Annotated in this window: 14 protein-coding genes; 9 read left to right on the forward strand and 5 right to left on the reverse strand. The window is 57.2% G+C overall.

Annotation, left to right across the window (positions count from 1 at the left end):
• Positions 1-5: 5 nt before the first annotated feature.
• Entirely contained in the window at positions 6-1,544 is a 1,539-nt protein-coding gene (locus H8B20_RS18555) for an HDOD domain-containing protein (RefSeq protein ID WP_210624142.1), read from the reverse strand.
• 166 nt (positions 1,545-1,710) lie between these two features.
• Here H8B20_RS18555 and motA point away from each other — a divergent pair, with 166 nt between their 5' ends.
• From motA to H8B20_RS18570, 3 genes are all read left to right on the forward strand, one after another.
• Positions 1,711-2,562 (forward strand): flagellar motor stator protein MotA, encoded by an 852-nt coding sequence (gene motA / locus H8B20_RS18560; RefSeq protein ID WP_042557368.1) that lies wholly within the window; start codon positions 1,711-1,713, stop codon positions 2,560-2,562.
• A gap of 3 nt (positions 2,563-2,565) precedes the next feature.
• Positions 2,566-3,633, forward strand: a complete 1,068-nt coding sequence (gene motB, locus H8B20_RS18565) for a flagellar motor protein MotB (RefSeq protein ID WP_210624143.1) — start codon at positions 2,566-2,568, stop codon at positions 3,631-3,633.
• A gap of 89 nt (positions 3,634-3,722) precedes the next feature.
• On the forward strand, positions 3,723-4,856 hold the full coding sequence (locus H8B20_RS18570; RefSeq protein WP_210624144.1) for a sterol desaturase family protein: 1,134 nt from the start codon (positions 3,723-3,725) through the stop codon (positions 4,854-4,856).
• A 212-nt stretch (positions 4,857-5,068) separates the two neighbouring features.
• Here H8B20_RS18570 and H8B20_RS18575 read toward each other — a convergent pair whose 3' ends face one another.
• The 4 genes from H8B20_RS18575 to rsgA all read right to left on the reverse strand — a co-directional run bounded on the left by H8B20_RS18575 (position 5,069) and on the right by rsgA (position 8,166).
• Positions 5,069-5,554: a toll/interleukin-1 receptor domain-containing protein gene (locus H8B20_RS18575; protein ID WP_210624145.1), complete on the reverse strand. Its 486-nt coding sequence runs from the start codon at positions 5,552-5,554 to the stop codon at positions 5,069-5,071.
• Positions 5,554-6,513 carry a caspase family protein gene (locus H8B20_RS18580; RefSeq protein WP_042557372.1) on the reverse strand — a complete coding sequence of 320 codons (960 nt, stop codon included), beginning with the start codon at positions 6,511-6,513 and terminating at the stop codon, positions 5,554-5,556. The genes H8B20_RS18575 and H8B20_RS18580 overlap by 1 nt, the downstream gene beginning before the upstream one ends.
• Before the next feature lie 2 nt (positions 6,514-6,515).
• Positions 6,516-6,923, reverse strand: coding sequence for a TIR domain-containing protein (locus tag H8B20_RS18585; RefSeq protein ID WP_150594028.1), 408 nt, complete (start codon positions 6,921-6,923; stop codon positions 6,516-6,518).
• 211 nt (positions 6,924-7,134) lie between these two features.
• Positions 7,135-8,166, reverse strand: coding sequence for a small ribosomal subunit biogenesis GTPase RsgA (gene rsgA, locus H8B20_RS18590; RefSeq protein ID WP_042557374.1), 1,032 nt, complete (start codon positions 8,164-8,166; stop codon positions 7,135-7,137).
• A gap of 107 nt (positions 8,167-8,273) precedes the next feature.
• On the opposite strand from rsgA, the gene orn reads away from it, so the two are divergent.
• From orn to H8B20_RS18620, 6 genes are all read left to right on the forward strand, one after another.
• The gene (orn, locus tag H8B20_RS18595) at positions 8,274-8,816 is read left to right on the forward strand and encodes an oligoribonuclease (RefSeq protein WP_042557375.1); all 543 of its coding nucleotides are present in this window, start codon (positions 8,274-8,276) and stop codon (positions 8,814-8,816) included.
• Positions 8,817-8,898: 82 nt separating this feature from the next.
• Positions 8,899-9,510, forward strand: coding sequence for a trimeric intracellular cation channel family protein (locus tag H8B20_RS18600; RefSeq protein ID WP_150594030.1), 612 nt, complete (start codon positions 8,899-8,901; stop codon positions 9,508-9,510).
• A gap of 179 nt (positions 9,511-9,689) precedes the next feature.
• Positions 9,690-10,721 (forward strand): hypothetical protein, encoded by a 1,032-nt coding sequence (locus H8B20_RS18605; RefSeq protein WP_210624146.1) that lies wholly within the window; start codon positions 9,690-9,692, stop codon positions 10,719-10,721.
• Positions 10,722-10,907: 186 nt separating this feature from the next.
• Positions 10,908-13,289 carry a leucine-rich repeat domain-containing protein gene (locus tag H8B20_RS18610; protein ID WP_210624147.1) on the forward strand — a complete coding sequence of 794 codons (2,382 nt, stop codon included), beginning with the start codon at positions 10,908-10,910 and terminating at the stop codon, positions 13,287-13,289.
• A gap of 338 nt (positions 13,290-13,627) precedes the next feature.
• Positions 13,628-14,614, forward strand: a complete 987-nt coding sequence (locus H8B20_RS18615) for a hypothetical protein (RefSeq protein WP_210624148.1) — start codon at positions 13,628-13,630, stop codon at positions 14,612-14,614.
• A gap of 84 nt (positions 14,615-14,698) precedes the next feature.
• On the forward strand, positions 14,699-19,471 hold the full coding sequence (locus H8B20_RS18620; RefSeq protein WP_210624149.1) for an RHS repeat domain-containing protein: 4,773 nt from the start codon (positions 14,699-14,701) through the stop codon (positions 19,469-19,471).
• Positions 19,472-19,488 lie beyond the last annotated feature (17 nt).

Raw genomic sequence — 19,488 nt, forward strand, 5'->3', positions numbered from 1 at the left:
CAGCCTCATCGGCCACGGCTGCTAAAGCTGTGCAGGGCTTTTTCGATGCACTGCGCGGTTTTGCCAAAGGCTTGCACGGTGATGTCGGCGAACGGCCCGCCGCCCTGATCGGCAACGACGATCATGATCACCCGGCCGTTGTTGACCAGTGAACGCAGGAACAGATGCTCGCCACGAAACAGGGTGCGCAGGCCCGGCGGCAACAGCGCGGAGAACTGCGCGTTGTTTTCTGGATTGATCCGCACCAGTGCCTGCTGCGCGAGCAACCGTTGCAGGACTTTGCTCTGGCTGACGACAAAATTCAGCGCGGCAGCTTCTTTCGGCAGGCCAACGGTTTGATGTACGCGCAGATTGGACTGCGTGCGATCAGCCATCAGGATCATCACCCGCCGCATACCGCTGGCCACCAGCGCATCCCGAGCGGCGACGGTCAGGCTCATTGCATTGGTGAAACGACTCGGCTCGGCCAACAGTTCGGCGCATTGCCGGCGCCACTGGGTCAGATTATCGGCATTGGGCGCCGCAGCAGGCAGCATGCCAGCGGGCAAGCGACGCGTGCCCCACGGCCACAGCAATGAAACCGCCGGGTGCCACAGGTCAGGCATCGCATGCTGACGCGCACTGTTGGCGGCTTGCTGGTGCAGTTGTTGTTGCACCTCGTCCATCGAAATCTGCAGATAAAGACTGGTCAGGTACTGCCAGCGCTCACTGTGCGGGCTGTCCCACGCCTGCTGCGCCGACAGCGCCAGCCCGTTGGCCAGCAACACGGTATTGGCTGGCTGATTGAGCCAGCGGCGCAGAGTCGGATCATCGTCCAGGCGGTTTTGCTGGCGCAGCGGATGTTCGCTGTCGCGGGCGATGCGCAGCACTTTGACCAGTTCGCGTTGCTCGCTGAGCAACAATCTATAGCCCTGTTGCACCCAGATCGGCAGATGCCAGACAGCGACCAATGCTTCAGCGATTTTCAGCAGACGCACGCCAAACAACTGCTTCTCGACAGTGCGCGCCGATTCGCCCTTGTGGATAACGCGCAGCTCCCACTCTTCAAGCAATTGCGGATAAGTCAGCGCCAGCGGCCACAGTGGCGAGAGGAACAGGAGACTGCCCCAATGAATGTCCTGCCACAGCCGCGCCAGGCGACTGGCAAAAAAACCGTTGGCCTGCTGCGTGGCGTGCTGGCTGATCATTTGCAGTTGGCGCAGGGCCTTGGGGATCTGCATCTGCGCAACGGCGGGCAGGCGCGAGAGCAATTCTTCGGTGCGGGCGAGGCCGAGGCGATTGATCGCCACTTCCAGATTTTCTGCCGGCGTGGCCATGTTGCCGTGGGTGTGACGATTGGCCTCACGGATGATGCTCAAGGCCAGCGCCGGGCTGTCCTGCATCAGGTCGGCAATGTCACGAAGCGAGCTGCGATTGTCGCGGATCGCGCGGCAGACCTTGTCGTGCGCCTCCTGCGGTACGGGCAGGGGGACGCTGTCGAGCAGCTTGACCCAGCCGTCGAGGGTGGTCGGTTTTGCGTGTGGGACGTTCGTTTCATTAGCCATGTCTGGACAAGATCTTCACTGACTGTAGACGCGCCCGGCATGGGCTAAATTGGCTTTTCGCCTGAACTGGCTATAGTCTGGCGCAGTTTTGCCGATAAGTAGAAGAAGAGATTTTTTAACTTCCGAATATGACCTTGAACCCGACTTAAATAAGTACTTTCTACCTATGGCTAAAATTATCGGCATCATCGTCGTATTCGCGAGCGTGCTCGGCGGATACGTGCTTTCCCACGGCAAGATCGCGGCCCTGATCCAGCCTTTCGAGGTGTTGATCATCGGCGGTGCAGCACTGGGCGCTTTCCTCCAGGCCAACCCCAGCTATATGACGATGCACGTGCTCAAGAAATCCCTGAGCATGTTCAGTTCGCGTTTCACCCACACGTTCTATCTGGAAGTGCTGGGGCTGATCTACGAGATCCTCAACAAGAGCCGCCGCGAAGGCATGATGGCCATCGAGGGCGACATCGAAGATGCCGCCGCGAGCCCGATCTTCGCCAAGTACCCGGCGGTGCTTAAAGATGAACGCATGACCGCGTTTATCTGCGACTACCTGCGCATCATGTCCTCCGGCAACATGGCTCCGCACGAACTGGAAGGCCTGTTCGACATGGAGTTGTACAGCCTGAAGGAAGACCTTGAACACCCATCGCACGCGGTGAACGGCATTGCCGATGCCATGCCGGGTTTCGGTATCGTTGCGGCGGTACTCGGTATCGTGGTGACCATGGCCTCCCTGGGTGACGGCGATCAGAAATCCATCGGCCTGCACGTCGGTGCGGCACTGGTGGGTACCTTCTTCGGTATTCTGGCGGCGTACGGTTTCTTTGGTCCGTTAGCGCACTCCCTGGCCCACGATGCCAAGGAAGAACTGAACGTTTATGAGGCCATCAAGGCCTCGTTGGTGGCTTCGGCTTCCGGCATGCCGCCATCGCTGGCGGTCGAGTTCGGTCGCAAGGTTCTGTACCCGGCCCACCGTCCAAGCTTTGCCGAGCTGGAACAAGCGGTTCGCGGTCGCTAAGTCATGGAAAATAATCAGCCGATTATCATCAAGCGCGTCAAGCGCATAGCCGGCGGGCATCACGGCGGGGCGTGGAAAATCGCCTTCGCCGACTTCGCGACGGCGATGATGGCGTTCTTCCTGGTGTTGTGGCTGCTGTCTACCGCAACCCCGGAGCAGAAGATTGCTATCGCCGGTTACTTCAAGGACCCGGTCGGCTTCTCCGAAAGCGGCACGCCGTACATCATCGATCTGGGCGGTACGCCGACGCTGGCGCCGGAAAACACCCTCAATCCCGAGGTGAAATCCCAGCCGCAACCGGACAAGGTCACCGTCGACACCGAACAAGTCGAAGGCATGGCCGAAATGGTCGAGAAAGAACGCCTGGAACTGTTGCTGCAAGAACTGCAGAACAAGGTCGACGAGAACCCGCAACTGCAGAAATTCAAGGATCAGATCCTCTTCGAGATCACGCCGAACGGCTTGCGCATCCAGATCATGGACGCCGAGAACCGGCCGATGTTTGACTCGGGTTCCGCGCGCCTGAAACCTTATTTCGAAGACATCCTGCTGGCCATGGCCGACACCATCAAAGCGGTGCCGAACAAGATCAGCATCAGCGGTCACACCGACGCCAAGCCTTATATCGGCAGCGGCGACTACGGCAACTGGGAGCTTTCAGCCAACCGAGCCAACGCTGCACGGCGTGCGCTGATCGCGGGCAGTTATCCAGACACGCAAGTGGCGCGGGTGGTCGGTTACGCCTCGTCGGCGTTGTTCGACAAGGAAAAACCGTTCAACCCGATCAACCGTCGCATCGACATCGTGGTGCTGACCAAAAAGGCTCAGGCGGCCATCGAAGGTGCGCAAGGCCCCGACGCTGCGAAGCCGGCCGAACAAGGTCAGAACGATGCCGCGCCGGCAACCCCGGTCGACCCGAACGCCTTGCCAGCGGATCAGCAACCGGTGCCCGCGCACGAGCTGCGCGAGCGGCTGAACCTGTTCGACGACGCCGCGCCCAAACCGGCTGAGCCGGGGAGTTCGGCGCCGACAACGCCACCGGCCACTGCGCCGGCCCCCGCGCCGAAGTGACCGACAAAAAGCCACGTTGACCGTGGCTTTTTGTTTCTGCCTGCGTCGCAATGAGCAGTCGCAGTTTTCGCAATCACGGAAGATCAGTTATGGAAAGACTCAAAGCCTATTTTCAGCGGCACGGCAGCGCACCCTTCAAGTTCGGTGAGGGGAGGGTCAGCGGCTATATTTCGGCCACCCTCGGGCTATTGAGCTTGCTGGCGGTGTTATGCTTCCTGTTTCCCGAATGGCTGACCACAGCCGAATTGCGCAAGGTCTACGATGAGCAATTCGCGCGCACCACGCTGTTGCTCGGGCTGGTGGTGTCGTTCAGCCTCGGCACCCTGAATATCCTGCTCAATAAACGTAAACGATTGGGGATTACCGGGCTGGTTGCGTCGGGGCTGGCGGTGTTTCTCGGTGGCACCAATGTGCAGGTCAGCGAGATCGGGCAGACGCCGTATTCACTCGGTCTGGACTGGTTTGTCCTGGCATTGCTGGTGTCGGCCATCGTGTTCATTCCGCTGGAAAAACTTTATTCCAAAGACCCCGAGCAAAACATCCTGCGCCCGCACTGGCGCACCGATCTGACCTACTTTTTTGTCAGCCACATGCTGGTGCAGTTCATCCTGATTTTTATCACCGCCTCGTCGAGTTACATCGCCGGATGGGCGATGTCGCCGAGCTTGCAGACCAGCGTGCAAAGCCTGCCGCTGGTGGTGCAATTCCTGCTCGCCGTGATGGTCGCGGATCTTGGTCAATACTGGTTGCATCGGCTCTACCATGTGGTGCCATGGCTGTGGCGCATCCATGCGGTGCATCACTCCAGCACCCACATGGACTGGCTCGCAGGTTCGCGCGTGCACTTCATCGAAATCCTGCTGACCCGCACCGGCGTCCTGGTGCCGCTGATGCTGCTGGGCTTCGCGCCGCAAGCGTTGAACGCTTACGTGATTCTGGTCGGCGTTCAAGCGGTGCTGGCCCACGCCAATGTGCGGATCAACGGCGGCTGGCTGAATTACCTGATCGTCCTGCCGCGCTACCACCACTGGCACCACGCCCGGCACAAAGACTACATCTACAAAAACTACGCGATTCACACGCCTCTGGTGGACATGCTGTTCGGCACCTTCAAGCTACCGCCGAAAGAATGGCCAGTGCGTTATGGCGTGTTCGGCAAGGAATTGCCGGGCGGGATCGTGCGTCAGCATCTCTATGCGTTCAAGAAGCCTGAGCCGAAGTAGGGCGGGCGGATGCGAAAAAGCCGCGATGATCGCGGCTTTTTTGCGTCTGTTGTCTCGTCCTGAAAGTTGTTGTGTTCTTTCGATCTTCACGCTGCACGAAACCTGAGTTCGACTCGGTCTTTCACGTCGGCGTAACTCGAACATCCACCTCGGTCAGTCCCCTCTCCCTCTGGGAGAGGGCCAGGGTGAGGGCTTTCGAAGGCGATGCGCTTTCAGAACCCGCGCCGAATCCGGTTCTTCAATTGTTCGTGGAACATGTCGGCATCGCGTTTGTAGCTGCCCTTCACGGATTCACTTATCGACTCCAGTGACATCGACCGCTTGTTCGACACCTCCTCACGATACGCATCAATAAAGAAATCCAGATCACTTTCCGTGCTCAGCTTCGGCCATTTGTCCAGATACAGCGGCAACTCCGCTGGCCCGGTCCTGAAGGAACAGATCCGCCGGTTGCTGATGGTCGCTTCGCCGATTTCAAACGGCACCCACCACGACAACGCGGTTTTTTCCGAAACCACCGCGAGCAAGTGCGTGCATTCGGTGATGTTGCGCGTAATGACCCCGGTGATGTCATCGGTGGTCTGCGATTCCAGGTCCAGCACGTCAAGGTAGGTCTTGATGTTGGCCCTGATCAGGCGGCTGTTGATGGCCATCGCATAGGCGCGATCCATGTGGCGGTAGCTGATGAAGACTGGCATCAGAAATGTCCTTTGAGGGCGAGTTCGCGGTAATAGGCGCCAAGGGCCGTGAGGCGGCAGCCGGTCGAGTGGATGGCCGCGTAATACATATGCTCGGCGTCCATCGGTTCGATCAGGCTGTGGCGGTTGCACTTTTGCAGTTGGGCGAAGACTTCGCCGTGGTCCGGATTGAAAGTGGCTTCGGTGGGTTCGTAGCTGGGATCGAGCGGGAAAACTGACTCGGCTTCGGTAAACCATTCGGGGAGTTTGCGCAGGATTTCCTTGGGGATCAGCGGCGAGACTTCACGCAGGGAAATGAATTGCGACACGTTGGTCTTGAACACCGGGCGCTGTTCCCAGGCGTCGAGCGCATTGTCGACGAAGGAATAGAGGCTGCCGGGAGTGATCTTGCCGAGGATGTTGGCTGCGCCGCCATGCAGCGCCTGCAACAGCAGCCCGGTGAACACACCGTGTTGCGCGCCTTCCATGGCCGACTCTTCCTTTTTGCACGCGGTCAGGATGGTCATGCCTTCGCCGACCACGCTGCTTTCACTGCGCAAGGCCCGCGCCTCGCCGGCCGCGCCGCTTTGGCAGCAGTCGAGGATGATCACCTTGTTCTTGATCCTGGTGGCTTTGGTTGCCCAGTTGAGGATGTCGCTGATGCGGATGCCGTCCTTGGCGTTTCGGTAGTTCTGCGGCAACAGCATGCCTTCATCATTGTCATTGTCGAAGCCGCCATGCCCGGCGAAGTACAGCAGCGCGACGTTACAGTCGCCGGAAAACAGTTCGCGAATCTGGTCCTCGAGTTTCTCCCTGCTCAAGTGATCCTCGGCGGATGTCAGCACCACGTTCTTGAAGTTGGGGTCGCCATTGGCGTCGGTTTTCAGTACGGACGCCATGGCCATGGCGTCATTGCTGCACCCGCTCAAGCGCGGAATATGTTTGTAGTCGTTGATCCCGATAAACAGTCCCTTGCGCATGATTACACCGCCGTATGCAGACGAATCGCGCTGACAATGCTGTTGGTGTTCCACGCGCACTCGGCCTGTGCGGCGTTGCGCACCACGGTGGAAATCCGCTCGGCGCCAAACGGTTTGATCGCGATGATCACCTTGCCCATCCGCTTGGCGATCTCGATCTCCTTGTTGATCCACTTGCTGTAGGTCGAATACATCCCGGCCATGATCAGCACTGCCGAGCAGGGCCGGATCTTGTCTTCGATGGCCAGTTCAAGTTGCTTGTCGGTTTGCGCGCCCATGATCGGGTTGTGCGGCGGTACGGAAAAATTCTTGAACGTGAAATCCGCCTGAGCGCCGAGCAGGCGTACCAGATTGTCGTGGGCATGGGAGTAGTTCCACGAATGACTGATGAACAAATGGTAGGTTTGCATTGGGTTCCTCGGAGGTCGCGAAAGTGCGGACGAGGAACTGAATGTAGGCATCTGGGAGATGCCTACAAGATGTGTGCGGCAAAAGAGAAATGTCCTGCAAGCAGGCGTGTGCAGGCCTTACAGAAAATTCTGATGTTTAAAAAACAGGGGATTTGTAAGGGCGGATCCGACAACCGGCAGCACCCGAGACAGGCGCTGCCGACTTGGCTGTTTAATAGCCGCTTTCAGGCAGACTGGCGATGATCGAGCGATAGCTGTTCATCCGTTGCTGCTGCACGCGGCCATCTTCCAATGCCTTGAGCAGTGCGCAACCCGGTTCGCGATCGTGCTTGCAGTCGCGGAAGCGGCAGGTCCCGAGCAGGTCGTTGAACTCGATGAAGCCAGCTTCAACGTCGGCGCGGCTGACGTGGCCGAGGCCGAATTCGCGGATGCCCGGGGAGTCGATCAGTTCACCACCGCCGGGGAAGTGGAACAGACGCGCGGTGGTCGTCGTGTGCGTGCCCTGGCCGGAGAGCTCGGACAGCGGCCCGACGCGGGTTTCAACCTCCGGCAGCAGGCTGTTGACCAGCGACGACTTGCCGACGCCGGACTGGCCGACGAAGACGCTGATGCGCCCATCGAGCTGCTGTTGCAGTTGTTCCATGCCGTTGCCGTGGTGCGCGGAAACTTCCAGCACCGGATAGCCGAGCGTGCGGTAAACCGCCAACAGCGCGTTCAGCGCCGGGGCGTTCTGCTCGTCGATCAGGTCGAATTTGTTCAGCAGCAACAGCGGACGGATGCCGGCGTGTTCAGCCGCGACCAGATAACGGTCGATCAGGTTGGCATGCGGCTCGGGCAGCGGGGCGAAAACGATGACGATCATGTCAACGTTGGCGGCGACCGGTTTGAGCTGGCCACGGCTGTCCGGGCGGCACAACTCGGTGGTGCGCGGCAATTGCGCGACGATCACACCGATGCCCTGGTTGCCGGCACGCCAGACGACGGTGTCGCCGGTCACCAGCGCCGGCAGGTTGGCGCGTAGGTGGCAACGGAACACCTGGCCGGCGAGTTCGCCGTCCTTGGCCTCGACTTCGACCTGCACACCGAAGTGCGCGATCACCAAGCCGGTCTGTTCCGGGCCCAGGTCGCCACCTTCAAGTGCCTCGACAGCCGAGGACTCGCGTTTGGCGGCGCGTGCGGCGCGCTCGCCCTGAATTTTTTCGATGCGCCAGTTTTGACGTCGATTGAGTTGGCGTTTGGCCATGGGTGTTCCGTCTGAAGAATGCAGCGATTAGGTAAAACGGCCGCGAGTTTAGCACGCCCGGCCACCGGCCTAAGCTAAACTGCGCAGCATTGCCTAGGAGCCCGAATATGCAGAACCCGCAGAACTTGATCTGGATCGACCTGGAAATGACCGGTCTGGATCCGGAAAACGACGTCATCATCGAAATGGCCACTATCGTCACTGACAGCGACCTCAACACCCTGGCCGAAGGCCCGGTCATCGCCATCCACCACAGCGACGAAGTCCTCTCGCGCATGGACGAGTGGAACACCCGCACCCACGGCAACTCCGGCCTGACCCAGCGCGTACGCGAAAGCCGCGTCAGCATGGCCGAAGCCGAAGCCGAAACCATCGCCTTCCTCGAAAAGTGGGTGCCGAAGGGCAAGTCTCCGATTTGCGGCAACAGCATCTGCCAGGATCGTCGCTTCCTTTATACCCATATGAAGGCGCTGGAAAGCTACTTCCACTATCGCAACCTCGACGTCTCGACGCTCAAGGAACTGGCGGCCCGCTGGGCGCCGGACGTACGCGACAGCTTCAAGAAGGGCGGCACGCACCTGGCGCTCGACGACATCCGCGAGTCGATCGCCGAGCTGCAGCACTACCGCGAGCATTTCATCAAGTTCTGACATCGGAGGACTGCGCTGCTGCCCTCTTTTGGTGCCATGGCGAAGTGAGTAGACTGCGCGCCTTCCTGCAAGGATCGCCACCATGCTGCTAATGCTCTACCTCGTCGCCATCACCGCTGAAGCCATGACCGGCGCACTGTCTGCCGGTCGTCGTGGCATGGACTGGTTTGGTGTGGTGCTGATCGCCTGTGTCACGGCGTTGGGCGGTGGTTCGGTGCGTGATGTGCTGCTCGGGCATTACCCGCTGACGTGGGTCAAACATCCGGAATATCTGGTGCTGACCTCGCTCGCCGCGATGTTCACGGTGTTCACCGCACGCTGGATGCGCCACCTGCGCTCGCTGTTTCTGGTGCTCGATGCTGTCGGTCTGGTGGCCTTCACCCTGATCGGCTGCATGACCGCGCTGGAAATGGGCCACGGCATGTTGGTGGCTTCGGTCAGCGGCGTGATCACCGGGGTATTCGGTGGCATCCTTCGCGATATCTTCTGTAACGACATCCCGCTGATCTTTCGTCGGGAGCTGTACGCCAGTGTCTCGTTTGCGGCGGCGTGGTGCTACATGCTTTGTCTGTATCTAAACTTGCCAAATGAACAGTCTATTCTGATCACACTGTTTGGTGGTTTTCTGTTGCGCTTGTTGGCAATCCGTTTTCATTGGGAAATGCCCAAGTTTGTCTACAATGATGAGCATTGATGCTTGATAACATTGGTGTTGTTTTGAGTTGACAAGTAACTGCTTGTCGTTGAGTTATAAGTGCATGTTTCTTACATCTTTTGCTTTGCTGCTGATTTGACGGTCATGTTATTCCTTTGCTCAATAGCTTGTTCATTGGCTATTACGCCAAGTCACTATAACGCCAAAGGAACTGCAGCATGATTGAAAATATGGGTGAAGTGCAGAGTCAGCCAATTCTTTCGGGTGCCATGGACGGCATCACTAACTTCAGAGTTAAGTTTGACGCCGGTGAAGCCGCCCGAAGCAAGTCTCTGTTCGGCAATGGTCGTATGCAGGTGAAAGTGCAAGTTCTGGTCTCTGCAGCTGATATCAATGGCGATAGGGTGCCGGTACCGGCTGACGTAATGAATAGCATCGAACTTATTCATTACACCACTGGCAAACCGTTGCGTGATGGCTGGACCTCAAGTACTGAGCAAGGGCGCTTTACCCTTGAAGCGCCGAATTCGGGCATTATCGCGCCGGTTCTCGAGGAAGAGGAAGTGGAGGACTTGCTCCATCCGCAGGTCCGCACCTTCTGGGTTTCCTCGTCCGTTGCAGGCACGACCCAAGTGGCCGCGCGCCTGTCCCTGGCCGGGCAAACGATTCGTTCCAATGCAAGTACGCTTGCCAGTATCCACGACAGCAGCGTGACCCTGGAAGCACTTCCACCCTTGTCCTATGCCATTGAACAGTTTCGCTGGAAGGCGACCCGACGCGGTAATGAAGAGCCGGGCAATCGAATCTGGAACTATTATCTCGGACTGTATCCGCAAGGGCAGCAAATCAAACTGGTTGACTGGGTGGCCGACGTACGCGCTGATACTGATCCTCTTTTTGCTGCCGCCAACAAGCTTAATGAATATGAAACAAACTTTTTTACAGCTGTTTTGGTGCGCCCAAGAGAACACACGTTGAGTATCGGCCTGCCTTTCAATGGAAACTCTATAACTTACACCTTCACTGCGGATGCCATAACGCGGGAGAGAAAATTTTATCCCGTAACGGTGAATGATCGTGACGGCGAACTCACGGTGGTGCAAGGACTGTCTGTGTACTCGAGTTTGGAGCGCTCGTACAAAAATGGCAACGTATTCCATTTTCGCGCAATCGATCAACACGGGACGGAACATAAGCTGGCGATACGCACGGATTTCGTGACCCGTGCCTTGAATCTGGAGCGCGGGTAAGTTCAGTGTCTCTCAATTTTCATCTGATGGATGTGGTAGACAGATATACCGTTGCACAGCGTACATGCGGATAAGCTGAGCCCTCCAAACGTCAAGTATTCGATATTCGCGTACTTGTACCTATGTCATGCGTTGACCCCGTAGTAATGCGGGGTCTTTGCAATTGCACCTCAAGGATGAGAATTCATGGCTGGCAAACCGCCAAAGATCAAACCTGCACTCAGTAAAAATATCGACTTCAACGCTGGCATCCCGCATCGGCCTCCGCGTGTCGATCCGTCCTTGCCATCTGTGTCGCATCGCCCGGATCCACTGCTGTCTTACTGGAGGCCGGATTCTGCAGAAGCGGTGGAGGTCATCAGCGTAATCCCGAGCCTGATGCCGCCCGCTACGCCTGACGTCGGGAAACTCGTTGCGAAGTCGTCCTTGGAGGATTACTGGATACCCGCTTCGAATAACCTCGGCGAAGCCGACGCACTGGGCATTCGGGCGTTGAAGCAACGTCAATATGTCGCCGTGGATGAGGAGCATTTTGTACAAGTGGTCAGGGACGCCGAAAGCGGGATGTTTCGTGCGGCACTCACTCGAGAGCGCGAGGCTTCCGGCCCCTTACTCGCGCCGGACAGCGAAGGCAGATTCTGGTACCCGGTGGATAGCAACTCGGCGCATGGGCAAACGGCCGCACTGTTTCACCGCATGGGATATTCCATCTACGAGTTTTCCGAGGTCACGGTGGCACGCATTCTTGCAGTGAGTGGCTTTGATGACACGCTGGCACGCGCGGTTGACTCTCGTCTGCATCCTGGCGCGCTACTTCAGGACACCCTCCGGCGATTTCGCCTCGATCAGACAATGGGCCGCACGGAAAAACAGGATCGCGCCGCGCTCTTTCAGGCGCATGAGCGCGCATTCGAGCTCGACTGCGATGAAAACACATTGCAGTTGCGGCGAATTTTTCCTGAGTTGCCGAAAACCTTCGCCGAGGCGATATGGCGCACTACCAGCTCCGCCGAACGTTTGCATATGCACAACCAGTCAGGCATACCCCGGAGAGTGGCAGAGGAGGCGCTAATGGTCCTGAGAGAAATTCGCCTTGCCAGAGCAGTTGAAGGGATTTATTTGAACGCGGTCTCCCATCCGGACAGTGACCGGTTGGCGCTGCACATGGTCGGGCGTCTCGCGGATTGGCCGCAGCAGGTTCGAATCGAGATGCGCCAGGGCGCGTTCGGCGGACATCTTTTGAACGCTATCGGCGATGCTCGCTCGCCGGCTCGTCATGTACTGATTCGTCAGGATGCGGGTTATGCCGTGCAAAGCACGGGTAGTCCGTCACCTCAAACGGTGAATGACCTTCCCTCGGCAGTCTGGTCCGCTTTGTCGCCTTCACAGCGAAAGGCGCTGGGCATGACAGGGGGCTCGGGGGCGCCATTACTACAATTGATCCGTGCACAACCCTTACCCTCGCATCAGGCCGTAAGCGAAGTGTTGGGGTTGGCACCGTTGCCCTATATTTACGAGGCACCTTTCGCGCCGCACCGGCAGGCTGGCCATTTGCGGGGCGGAGCCGATCACCACCCGGCAGCGCCGAAGCCTGTTGCCGATCGGGTTCGTGATCTTTACCCGTCAATTTCGCAAGACGATGTGGCGACGTTTATAAATGAGCGTTTACGCAGCGATCCGCACGGCGTTTTGATTCGGCTGGAGAGAGAGCTCGCAGGGCTGCGCCAGGAATTGGCGAGGTGGAGTACCGAGGAACCTCCCCATCCGACGGGGGGCAAAGCATGGAGTGTCGACGCGCTTGCCGAGCAGGTACAGATGCGTCAGAAGTTCAGTGCGATGCTGCAAGATATCTGGCAACGCAAGTCAGTCTCGCAATGGGGTTACGGTGACTATCAATTTTTATCCTTCTTCGATTTTGCTGGTGAATTACCACGGTTATCAGCCAGATTCGAGTACGTAACAGAGTTAGTGTTGTCAGCGAAAAACCCTGGCGCGCAGATAGGTGCATTTCTCGACAGTTTCCCCAATGTTCAACAACTCATGGTCACTGGCGTCGAAATGAAGGTTTTTCCGCCAGGGATTTTTCAAATGCGTGAACTACGTCAGCTTATGCTGCGTAATTGCTCGCTCAGACTCTCTGAGGCAACGGCTGAGGGGTTGTCCAGGATAGAAACCATTACCTACCTGAGTCTTGAACATAATCCACTGACAGTTGCCCCGCATGTGGGCTACATGCACGGCTTGACGGAATTGATAATGCACGACGCCCATCTGTCGCAAATGCCTTCAGGAATAGGCGGGCTCAAGCAACTCAATGTGCTGTCGCTGGAGGACAACCTTATTACCGATGTGGGGCACGAGCTGCTCGATATCCCGGACACGCAAGCTCTATTTATCGACTTGACCGGCAACCCCTTGACTGACGTGTCGAGAAATCGCATCACCCAGTACCTGCAACAGGCCAGCATGGATCGGGAGATAAAAATCATAATCGAAGAGGTTTTTTCAGAGGCGGAGTCTGATTCTGACTCTTCAGAACGTGGATACTGGACGGACTCAGAAAGTTGACCGAGTATTAATGAAAGTAATCCCGAGGCTGGTTTCGCTAACCAGCCTTGATCAATATCCAATCGCTTTACGGTGCCCAAGGCGGAACGTCAGAAGCCTGCGATTCTGGAGTTCAAAGGTCCTGAAGACCGGCGGCATAAGCCATGCCATTAATTCTGCAGTTTTTGAATGTTTAAGCGATTGCTGTGATTCGTAAACTATTGTTTTCATATGTTTCGTAAGTTGTATTCTCTCACAGCTTGTCGAATGTCCGAGGTTCTATTGTTGTAGTCGTTGTGTGTCAATACTCCTGGCTGCCCCGAAAGGGGGCGCTTTATTAATTTATCCGGAGTTATTGTATGCGCGACGAGTCACTTAATATTTCTCGAATTGAAGTGAAGTTAGACTCCGCAAGGTCTGGCCGACACAAGACGCTCTACGCCAACGGTCGTATGCAAGTGCGCGTGTTGGTATTTATCCACGGCGTCGATAACGATGGAGACGGCGCTTCGCTGTATGGGCATCCCGCATTGCAGTCGCTGCGCTTGATTGCTTACAACGGCGGTCGGCCGCTTGACGGTGACTGGACCGCCGCCGTGCAGGAAAATCGTTACGCCCATGAAGTATCGGGTGGAGCACCGCGGGTTACGCAGATCCCGCGGGTGAGTGATAACCGCATCAGCGACGATGCTGATCCAGTGCAAATTTTTGAGTTTTGGGTTTCCGCTTCCAGGCCGGGCATTATGGAAGTGGCTGCCGAAATCGTCATTAATGGCGTGGTATTACGAAGCAATGGTGTTGGGTTTGACAGCAGCATCACGCTGGAAGCCATACCGCCGAAAGAGTATCCACTCAACAGTTTTACGTTGAATAAACACAATGATGCGCAGCAAAGGGCCCAATTTGATTCGGTTCAGATCTATCATATCGGTCTCCACGCCGAAGGCCGGCAAATACATCTCCTTGACTGGTATAGCAGTGAGGTGAAATTGCACGCCTATGATTCCGAAGATGCGGTGCGGGTTTACTTGTCCGGAAATATCCGCGGTACTGAAGATGGTCGCAGAAATATGTACGGTTATATGGCGCCGATTTATGGGCAGGTTGCGCGAGTTCGCAGTCCGCTCGGACCTATGACCGTGCCTATCAATGAAGTGCCCGGCAAATTAACGCTGATTAAATATATTTCTGCCGATGCTCAGGATGGGCGCGAAAACACCAGCGCATTTGAATTTGCAATCATCGATGAATTCGGTTCGGAGCACAGGCTGTCTCTCGATGGTGATAAAGAACTTCGCACTTTTATTCTGGGTCAATCCAAGCGATCGATGAAGCGGCTCAGCTGACTTGGTCATGGCTGATGAGAGATTTTTTCGCTGGTCAGCCTGATTGGGGATTATCCGGATATTGCAAACAGAGAGCGTTGTTCCATGAAAAGTAACTCATCTACCGCTGTTCATTCAAATGCGTTCAACTTTGGGGAGTTTGTTTCCGGAGGGGTTGATCCGCGTACCGGCATGTATACGTGCGCCCTGTCGCTGGGCAAGTTGCACTCGGCCGATCTCAATGGTCCCGCCGTAGCATTTTCACTGAGTTTCAATCCGCTCAATCAGGCGGATGTGGGTTTCGGTGTGGGTTGGTCTTTGACCATGACCCATTACGACTTGCGCAGCAAAGTCATGACGCTGTCCAACGGTGAGCGATATAAGGCTATCGAGACGTCTACCGGTCTGAAGTTCAAGGAAATGAAGCTGCAAACCGCCAAAGTATTAGTGACCGGGCCTGGACGCTACGAGGTCCGGTACAAGGACGGTCGGCGTGAGCTGCTGAAAGTAATGGCGGCCGCTCAAATCGCGGTAGTGGAGAAAATAGTCGCGGCGAATGGTGTGAGCATCACGCTCAAGCATGATGTGTTCAATCAGTTTCCCGTGTTGACCGAAATCAATGATGCAAAGGAATGCCTGCTGAGGATTGCGCGTAAGGCAGGTCAGGTGACATTGACCCGGCATCCTGATACTGCGTCCAGCTCCGATTACAAGTTGATCTTGAAAAACAGTCTGGTCACGGCCATCGAACTACCGGTCGGCAAAGGTTGGGACCTGGAATATGAAGTCATTGATGGTGCCCGTTATCTGCACCGCGTCGTCAACCCATTGCGCGCTGTCGAGATCATTCGCTACAAGCAGCAAGGTCATCACTTCGTCAATGGCGTGGAACGGACACTGCCGTTTGTCATCGCCCACGATGTTTACCCAGGGCGTGGTCAATCGAGGCTCTGCAAGGCGTATACGTACTCTGACCGAAACTTTCTCGGGCATGGCCTCATCCCCGCCAAAGATGACGACGGGGATCCGCTTTATCGAGCCCCTGGCACCTACGTCTACACCTCGGACGAGCGGTTGGTGGTCGGCGGCAAGTTGCACACGCTGATTAAACGTACCTACAACAAATTTCATTTGCTGGTCGCGCAAGTTACGACATGCGGTGACGCGCAGACCACTGTCGCCACCGAGTATCACTGTTCCGTCGTCAAGCCGTTCAATGAGCAGCCGGCGCAGTTCCGCATGCCCAAGGTCCATACAGTGACCTATCTTGATCGGCGCACCCACCAGCAGCGCAAGGAAACCACCGTCACCGAGTTCGACGGTGCAGGTAACTTGCTCAAGTATGTCGAGCCGAATGGGGTGACGACTGTATCGGAGTTCTATCCGGCAGCCGGCGGGGACAACTGCCCGGAGGACCCGCTGGGTTTCGCCAGATTCCAGAAAAAAAGTACGGTCACCGCTGCGGCAGCGGGTGGGCCCTCGACTGTCACGTACTACGACTATGTGTTGCATCCCGCACTGGCCGGTGCGGAACTGGCATCTGTCTTACCGATTGAGGAGCGTGATTTCGAGTTGGTGCAGGGCGTTGAGGTGCTGCGCTCGAAAACCGAGCGCAGTTACCTCGATACGCCAGACGATCCGCTCAAGCACGGCGCCACGAGAGAGCAAAGCGTCACCCGAAACGATAAAACAATCCGTACGGCATTTTCCTATGAGCTTGAGGGCACCAGACTGCGGGTGATTTCCAGCACACGTGGGTTTGATGATGCCCTGCAGACCAGCGAAAAAGTGCTTTCGACGCGGACCGGATTACCGTTGGCAGAAGTCGGCGTCGATGGCGAGCGTATCGAATATGAATACGACGCGATCGGCCGGGCACTGCGCAAGACGATCGCCGCCGGTACGATCTACGCCGCCTCTACCCAGTGGGCCTATCTGGCCGCCAGTAAGCAGCAGATGGCCACGATGGTGACCACGGATTCGTCTGGCGGTGAGCAAAGAGTGGCTTATGACGGCCTGGGGCGGGTTGTCACCGTTCAGGAAAAGGACTGCGACCATCCGGATAAGGAAGGGCTCATCCCGACTCGCACCCTTTATAGCGCCATGCATGATGCGGCTGGCAAGAAGGTCAGATCGACGCTGACCGACTGGCGCGATGGCAAGCAGTGCCCGGTTGTCACCCTCTACGAATTCGACGACTGGGGCCAAATCAGCAAGACGCTCCATGCCGATGGGCGCATCGAACATACCGTCGCCGATCCGGTTCTGCGCCAGCAAACGACGTGGCTGGAGGGGCTGGGCAAAACGGTGACCCTCGTCAACGAGTTCGGCAAACCGCTGAGTGTCGAGCGCTTCAGTCTCAAGGACAAGAGCCTTGGTAAAACCGTCTACACCTATGACGGGTCAGGACGCACAACCAGTCAGACCGATCCCGTCGGTAATACCACTCGATATGAGTACGACGCTTTTGACCGGTTGGTTCGCACTGTTCTGCCCGACGCAAGCGAGATGGTCACCGCCTACGCCGATCACAGCGACGAGGCGGTGCCGGTCAGCATTACTGTCGATGGTCGGGTGCTGGGCGAGCAGACCTATGACGGCTTGAATAGGCTGACGGCCAGTACCGTAGGCGGACGCAAATCCGAGGCCGGGTATGAAGCCGGTTTCACGCAGCCAAAGTGGTTCAAGGGTGCAGATGGCAATAAAACCGAATTCGGCTATCTGCGCGAGCTGGGTGGTGTGCTCATTGAGCGTAAGTCGGGAGCTCTGCTCAAGACCATGGCTTACGCCCCCGCTGATGGCCAACTCGTGAGCTGCAGCGAAAACGGCAGAAAGAATGAGTTCACCTATCATGCTTCCGGGCGCCTCAAGTCGGAAACGATTGCGTGCGGCGATATCGCCAAAACGACTTCCCATACCTATTCCTTCGCCGGGCTACCGATCAGTCATGTCGATGTTCTCGGATACGCAACCACCTCCGAATACGATCAACATGGCCGCCTCGTCGCAACCTTGCAGGGTTCGCTGAAGACCCAGTTCCACTACGGCAGCCAGACAGGGATACTGGAGTGGACGAAGACCGAAGAGACTGCACTCAAGCGTCAAGTGATCACGCGGTATGCCTATGATGATCTCGGTCGAGAAAGTTGCCGTACTGTCGAGTGCAAGGGGCAGCCAGACCAGACGCTGGCGTCGACTTATACGCTGGCCGGCAAGCTTGCGCGCAAAGTATCCAGACGTGGCACGCAACTGCTGCGCGATGAGCAATTTGCCTATGACGTGCGCGGGCGCCTGATCCAGTACGACTGCGTCGGCACCCATAAGCCGCGCGATCCCTACGGCAAGGAGATCTTTCAACAGACGTTTACGTTCGATGCCCTGGATAACATTCTTACCGTTAAAACGCGGTTTGCGCTGGGTGTGAATCTGACCACGTTCAGTTACGACAATCCGGATCCTGTGCAAGTCAGCGCAGTCAAGCATTCCCATGCCGACTATCCGGCGCCGGTAACGCTTGAATACGACGCCAACGGCAGGATGATCAAAGATGATCAGGCGCGAACCCTGGCTTATGACGCGTTTGGACGGCTTGAGACGCTGACCGACGTTCAGGGTTCGGTCATTCGTGGCTACCACTACGACGGCTTCGACCGTTTGGTTGAACTGGCGGAGCCGGGCACGCCAACGGCTCAACGTTATTACCATGGCGGGCGGGTAGCCAATGAAGTCAGTGGCCGGCATTCATCCAGCGTCGTGCGCCACGGAGGCCTGCTGGTGGGGCAGCAACAAGTCGGCCCGAACGCCGCCACGCAACTGTTCGGCACCGATCAACAACAGAGCGTATTGGTTGAGCTGGGCGATGGCGCTTTGACCGATTGCGCTTACAGCCCTTACGGGCATCGTCCTGCTGAAGGGGGGGTGTTCAGTCTGGCAGGGTTCAACGGCGAGCAACTGGATGGGGCGACTGGCCTTTATCTGCTGGGCAACGGGTACCGGGCCTATAGCCCGACTCTGATGCGATTTCTTTGCCCCGACAGCATGAGTCCATTCGGTGAGGGCGGGTTGAATGCCTACGCTTATTGCCTGGGCGATCCTGTCAATCGTGTTGACCCGACCGGGCATATGTCCTGGCAATCGATCCTGGGCATCGGCCTCAGTGTTCTCGGTGTCGTTGCGAGTGTGCTGACCATGGGCGTCGCGACGCCATGGGCACTGGCTAGCGTGGGGCTGGCCGTTGCATCTGGATTGGCGGGCATCGCCAGCGAGCTGGTCAATGAATTTGCGCCGGGCTCTCCAGCCGGAGAGGTGTTGGGCTGGGTCAGTCTGGGTCTTGGGTTGGCGTCACTGGGCACAGGTTTGACGGCAGGTGCAAAAGCAGCTGTGAATGTTGGCAGAAAGCTTTCGTCATCCTTTAGCCAGGGGCTCGCAGGAAAGGGCACCGCCAAAGCGGCAAAAGCCTGGGAAAAAGCAGCCAAGGCTGCGGCCCGCGATGCCAACACACCGGTGGAGTTGGCAGAGGATGCGCCTTGGCAATTGATCAGGGCGTCCGGTGCCGACGACGTATTGGCCGCCAACAACGCTCAAGGCAAGATCGCTCATGCGGACCGACTTTACGCGCTGATTGAAAGCGGCATCTCCCCAAGCGATGCAACCGCCCGAGTTGAAATGTTGTACACGCAGCTGAGGAGCTACGGCGGGACGAAGAGATTGATGCATGCTTATCTGACGTCGACGACGGGCCGTGGGGATCGTATATATATTCTGGAGGACAGCTCAGTAAGAGTAGCCAGAGTGCTCCAGTCAGGCGGTCATTGGAGTCCAGGCACAACCAGCAAATTTATAGCGTCGGCCAAAAACATGACAACGCCGCGCGCGTGAGCTACGAATTGAGCACT

Source organism: Pseudomonas sp. P42 (assembly GCF_017973755.1).
GTDB classification, from domain to species: domain Bacteria; phylum Pseudomonadota; class Gammaproteobacteria; order Pseudomonadales; family Pseudomonadaceae; genus Aquipseudomonas; species Aquipseudomonas iridis.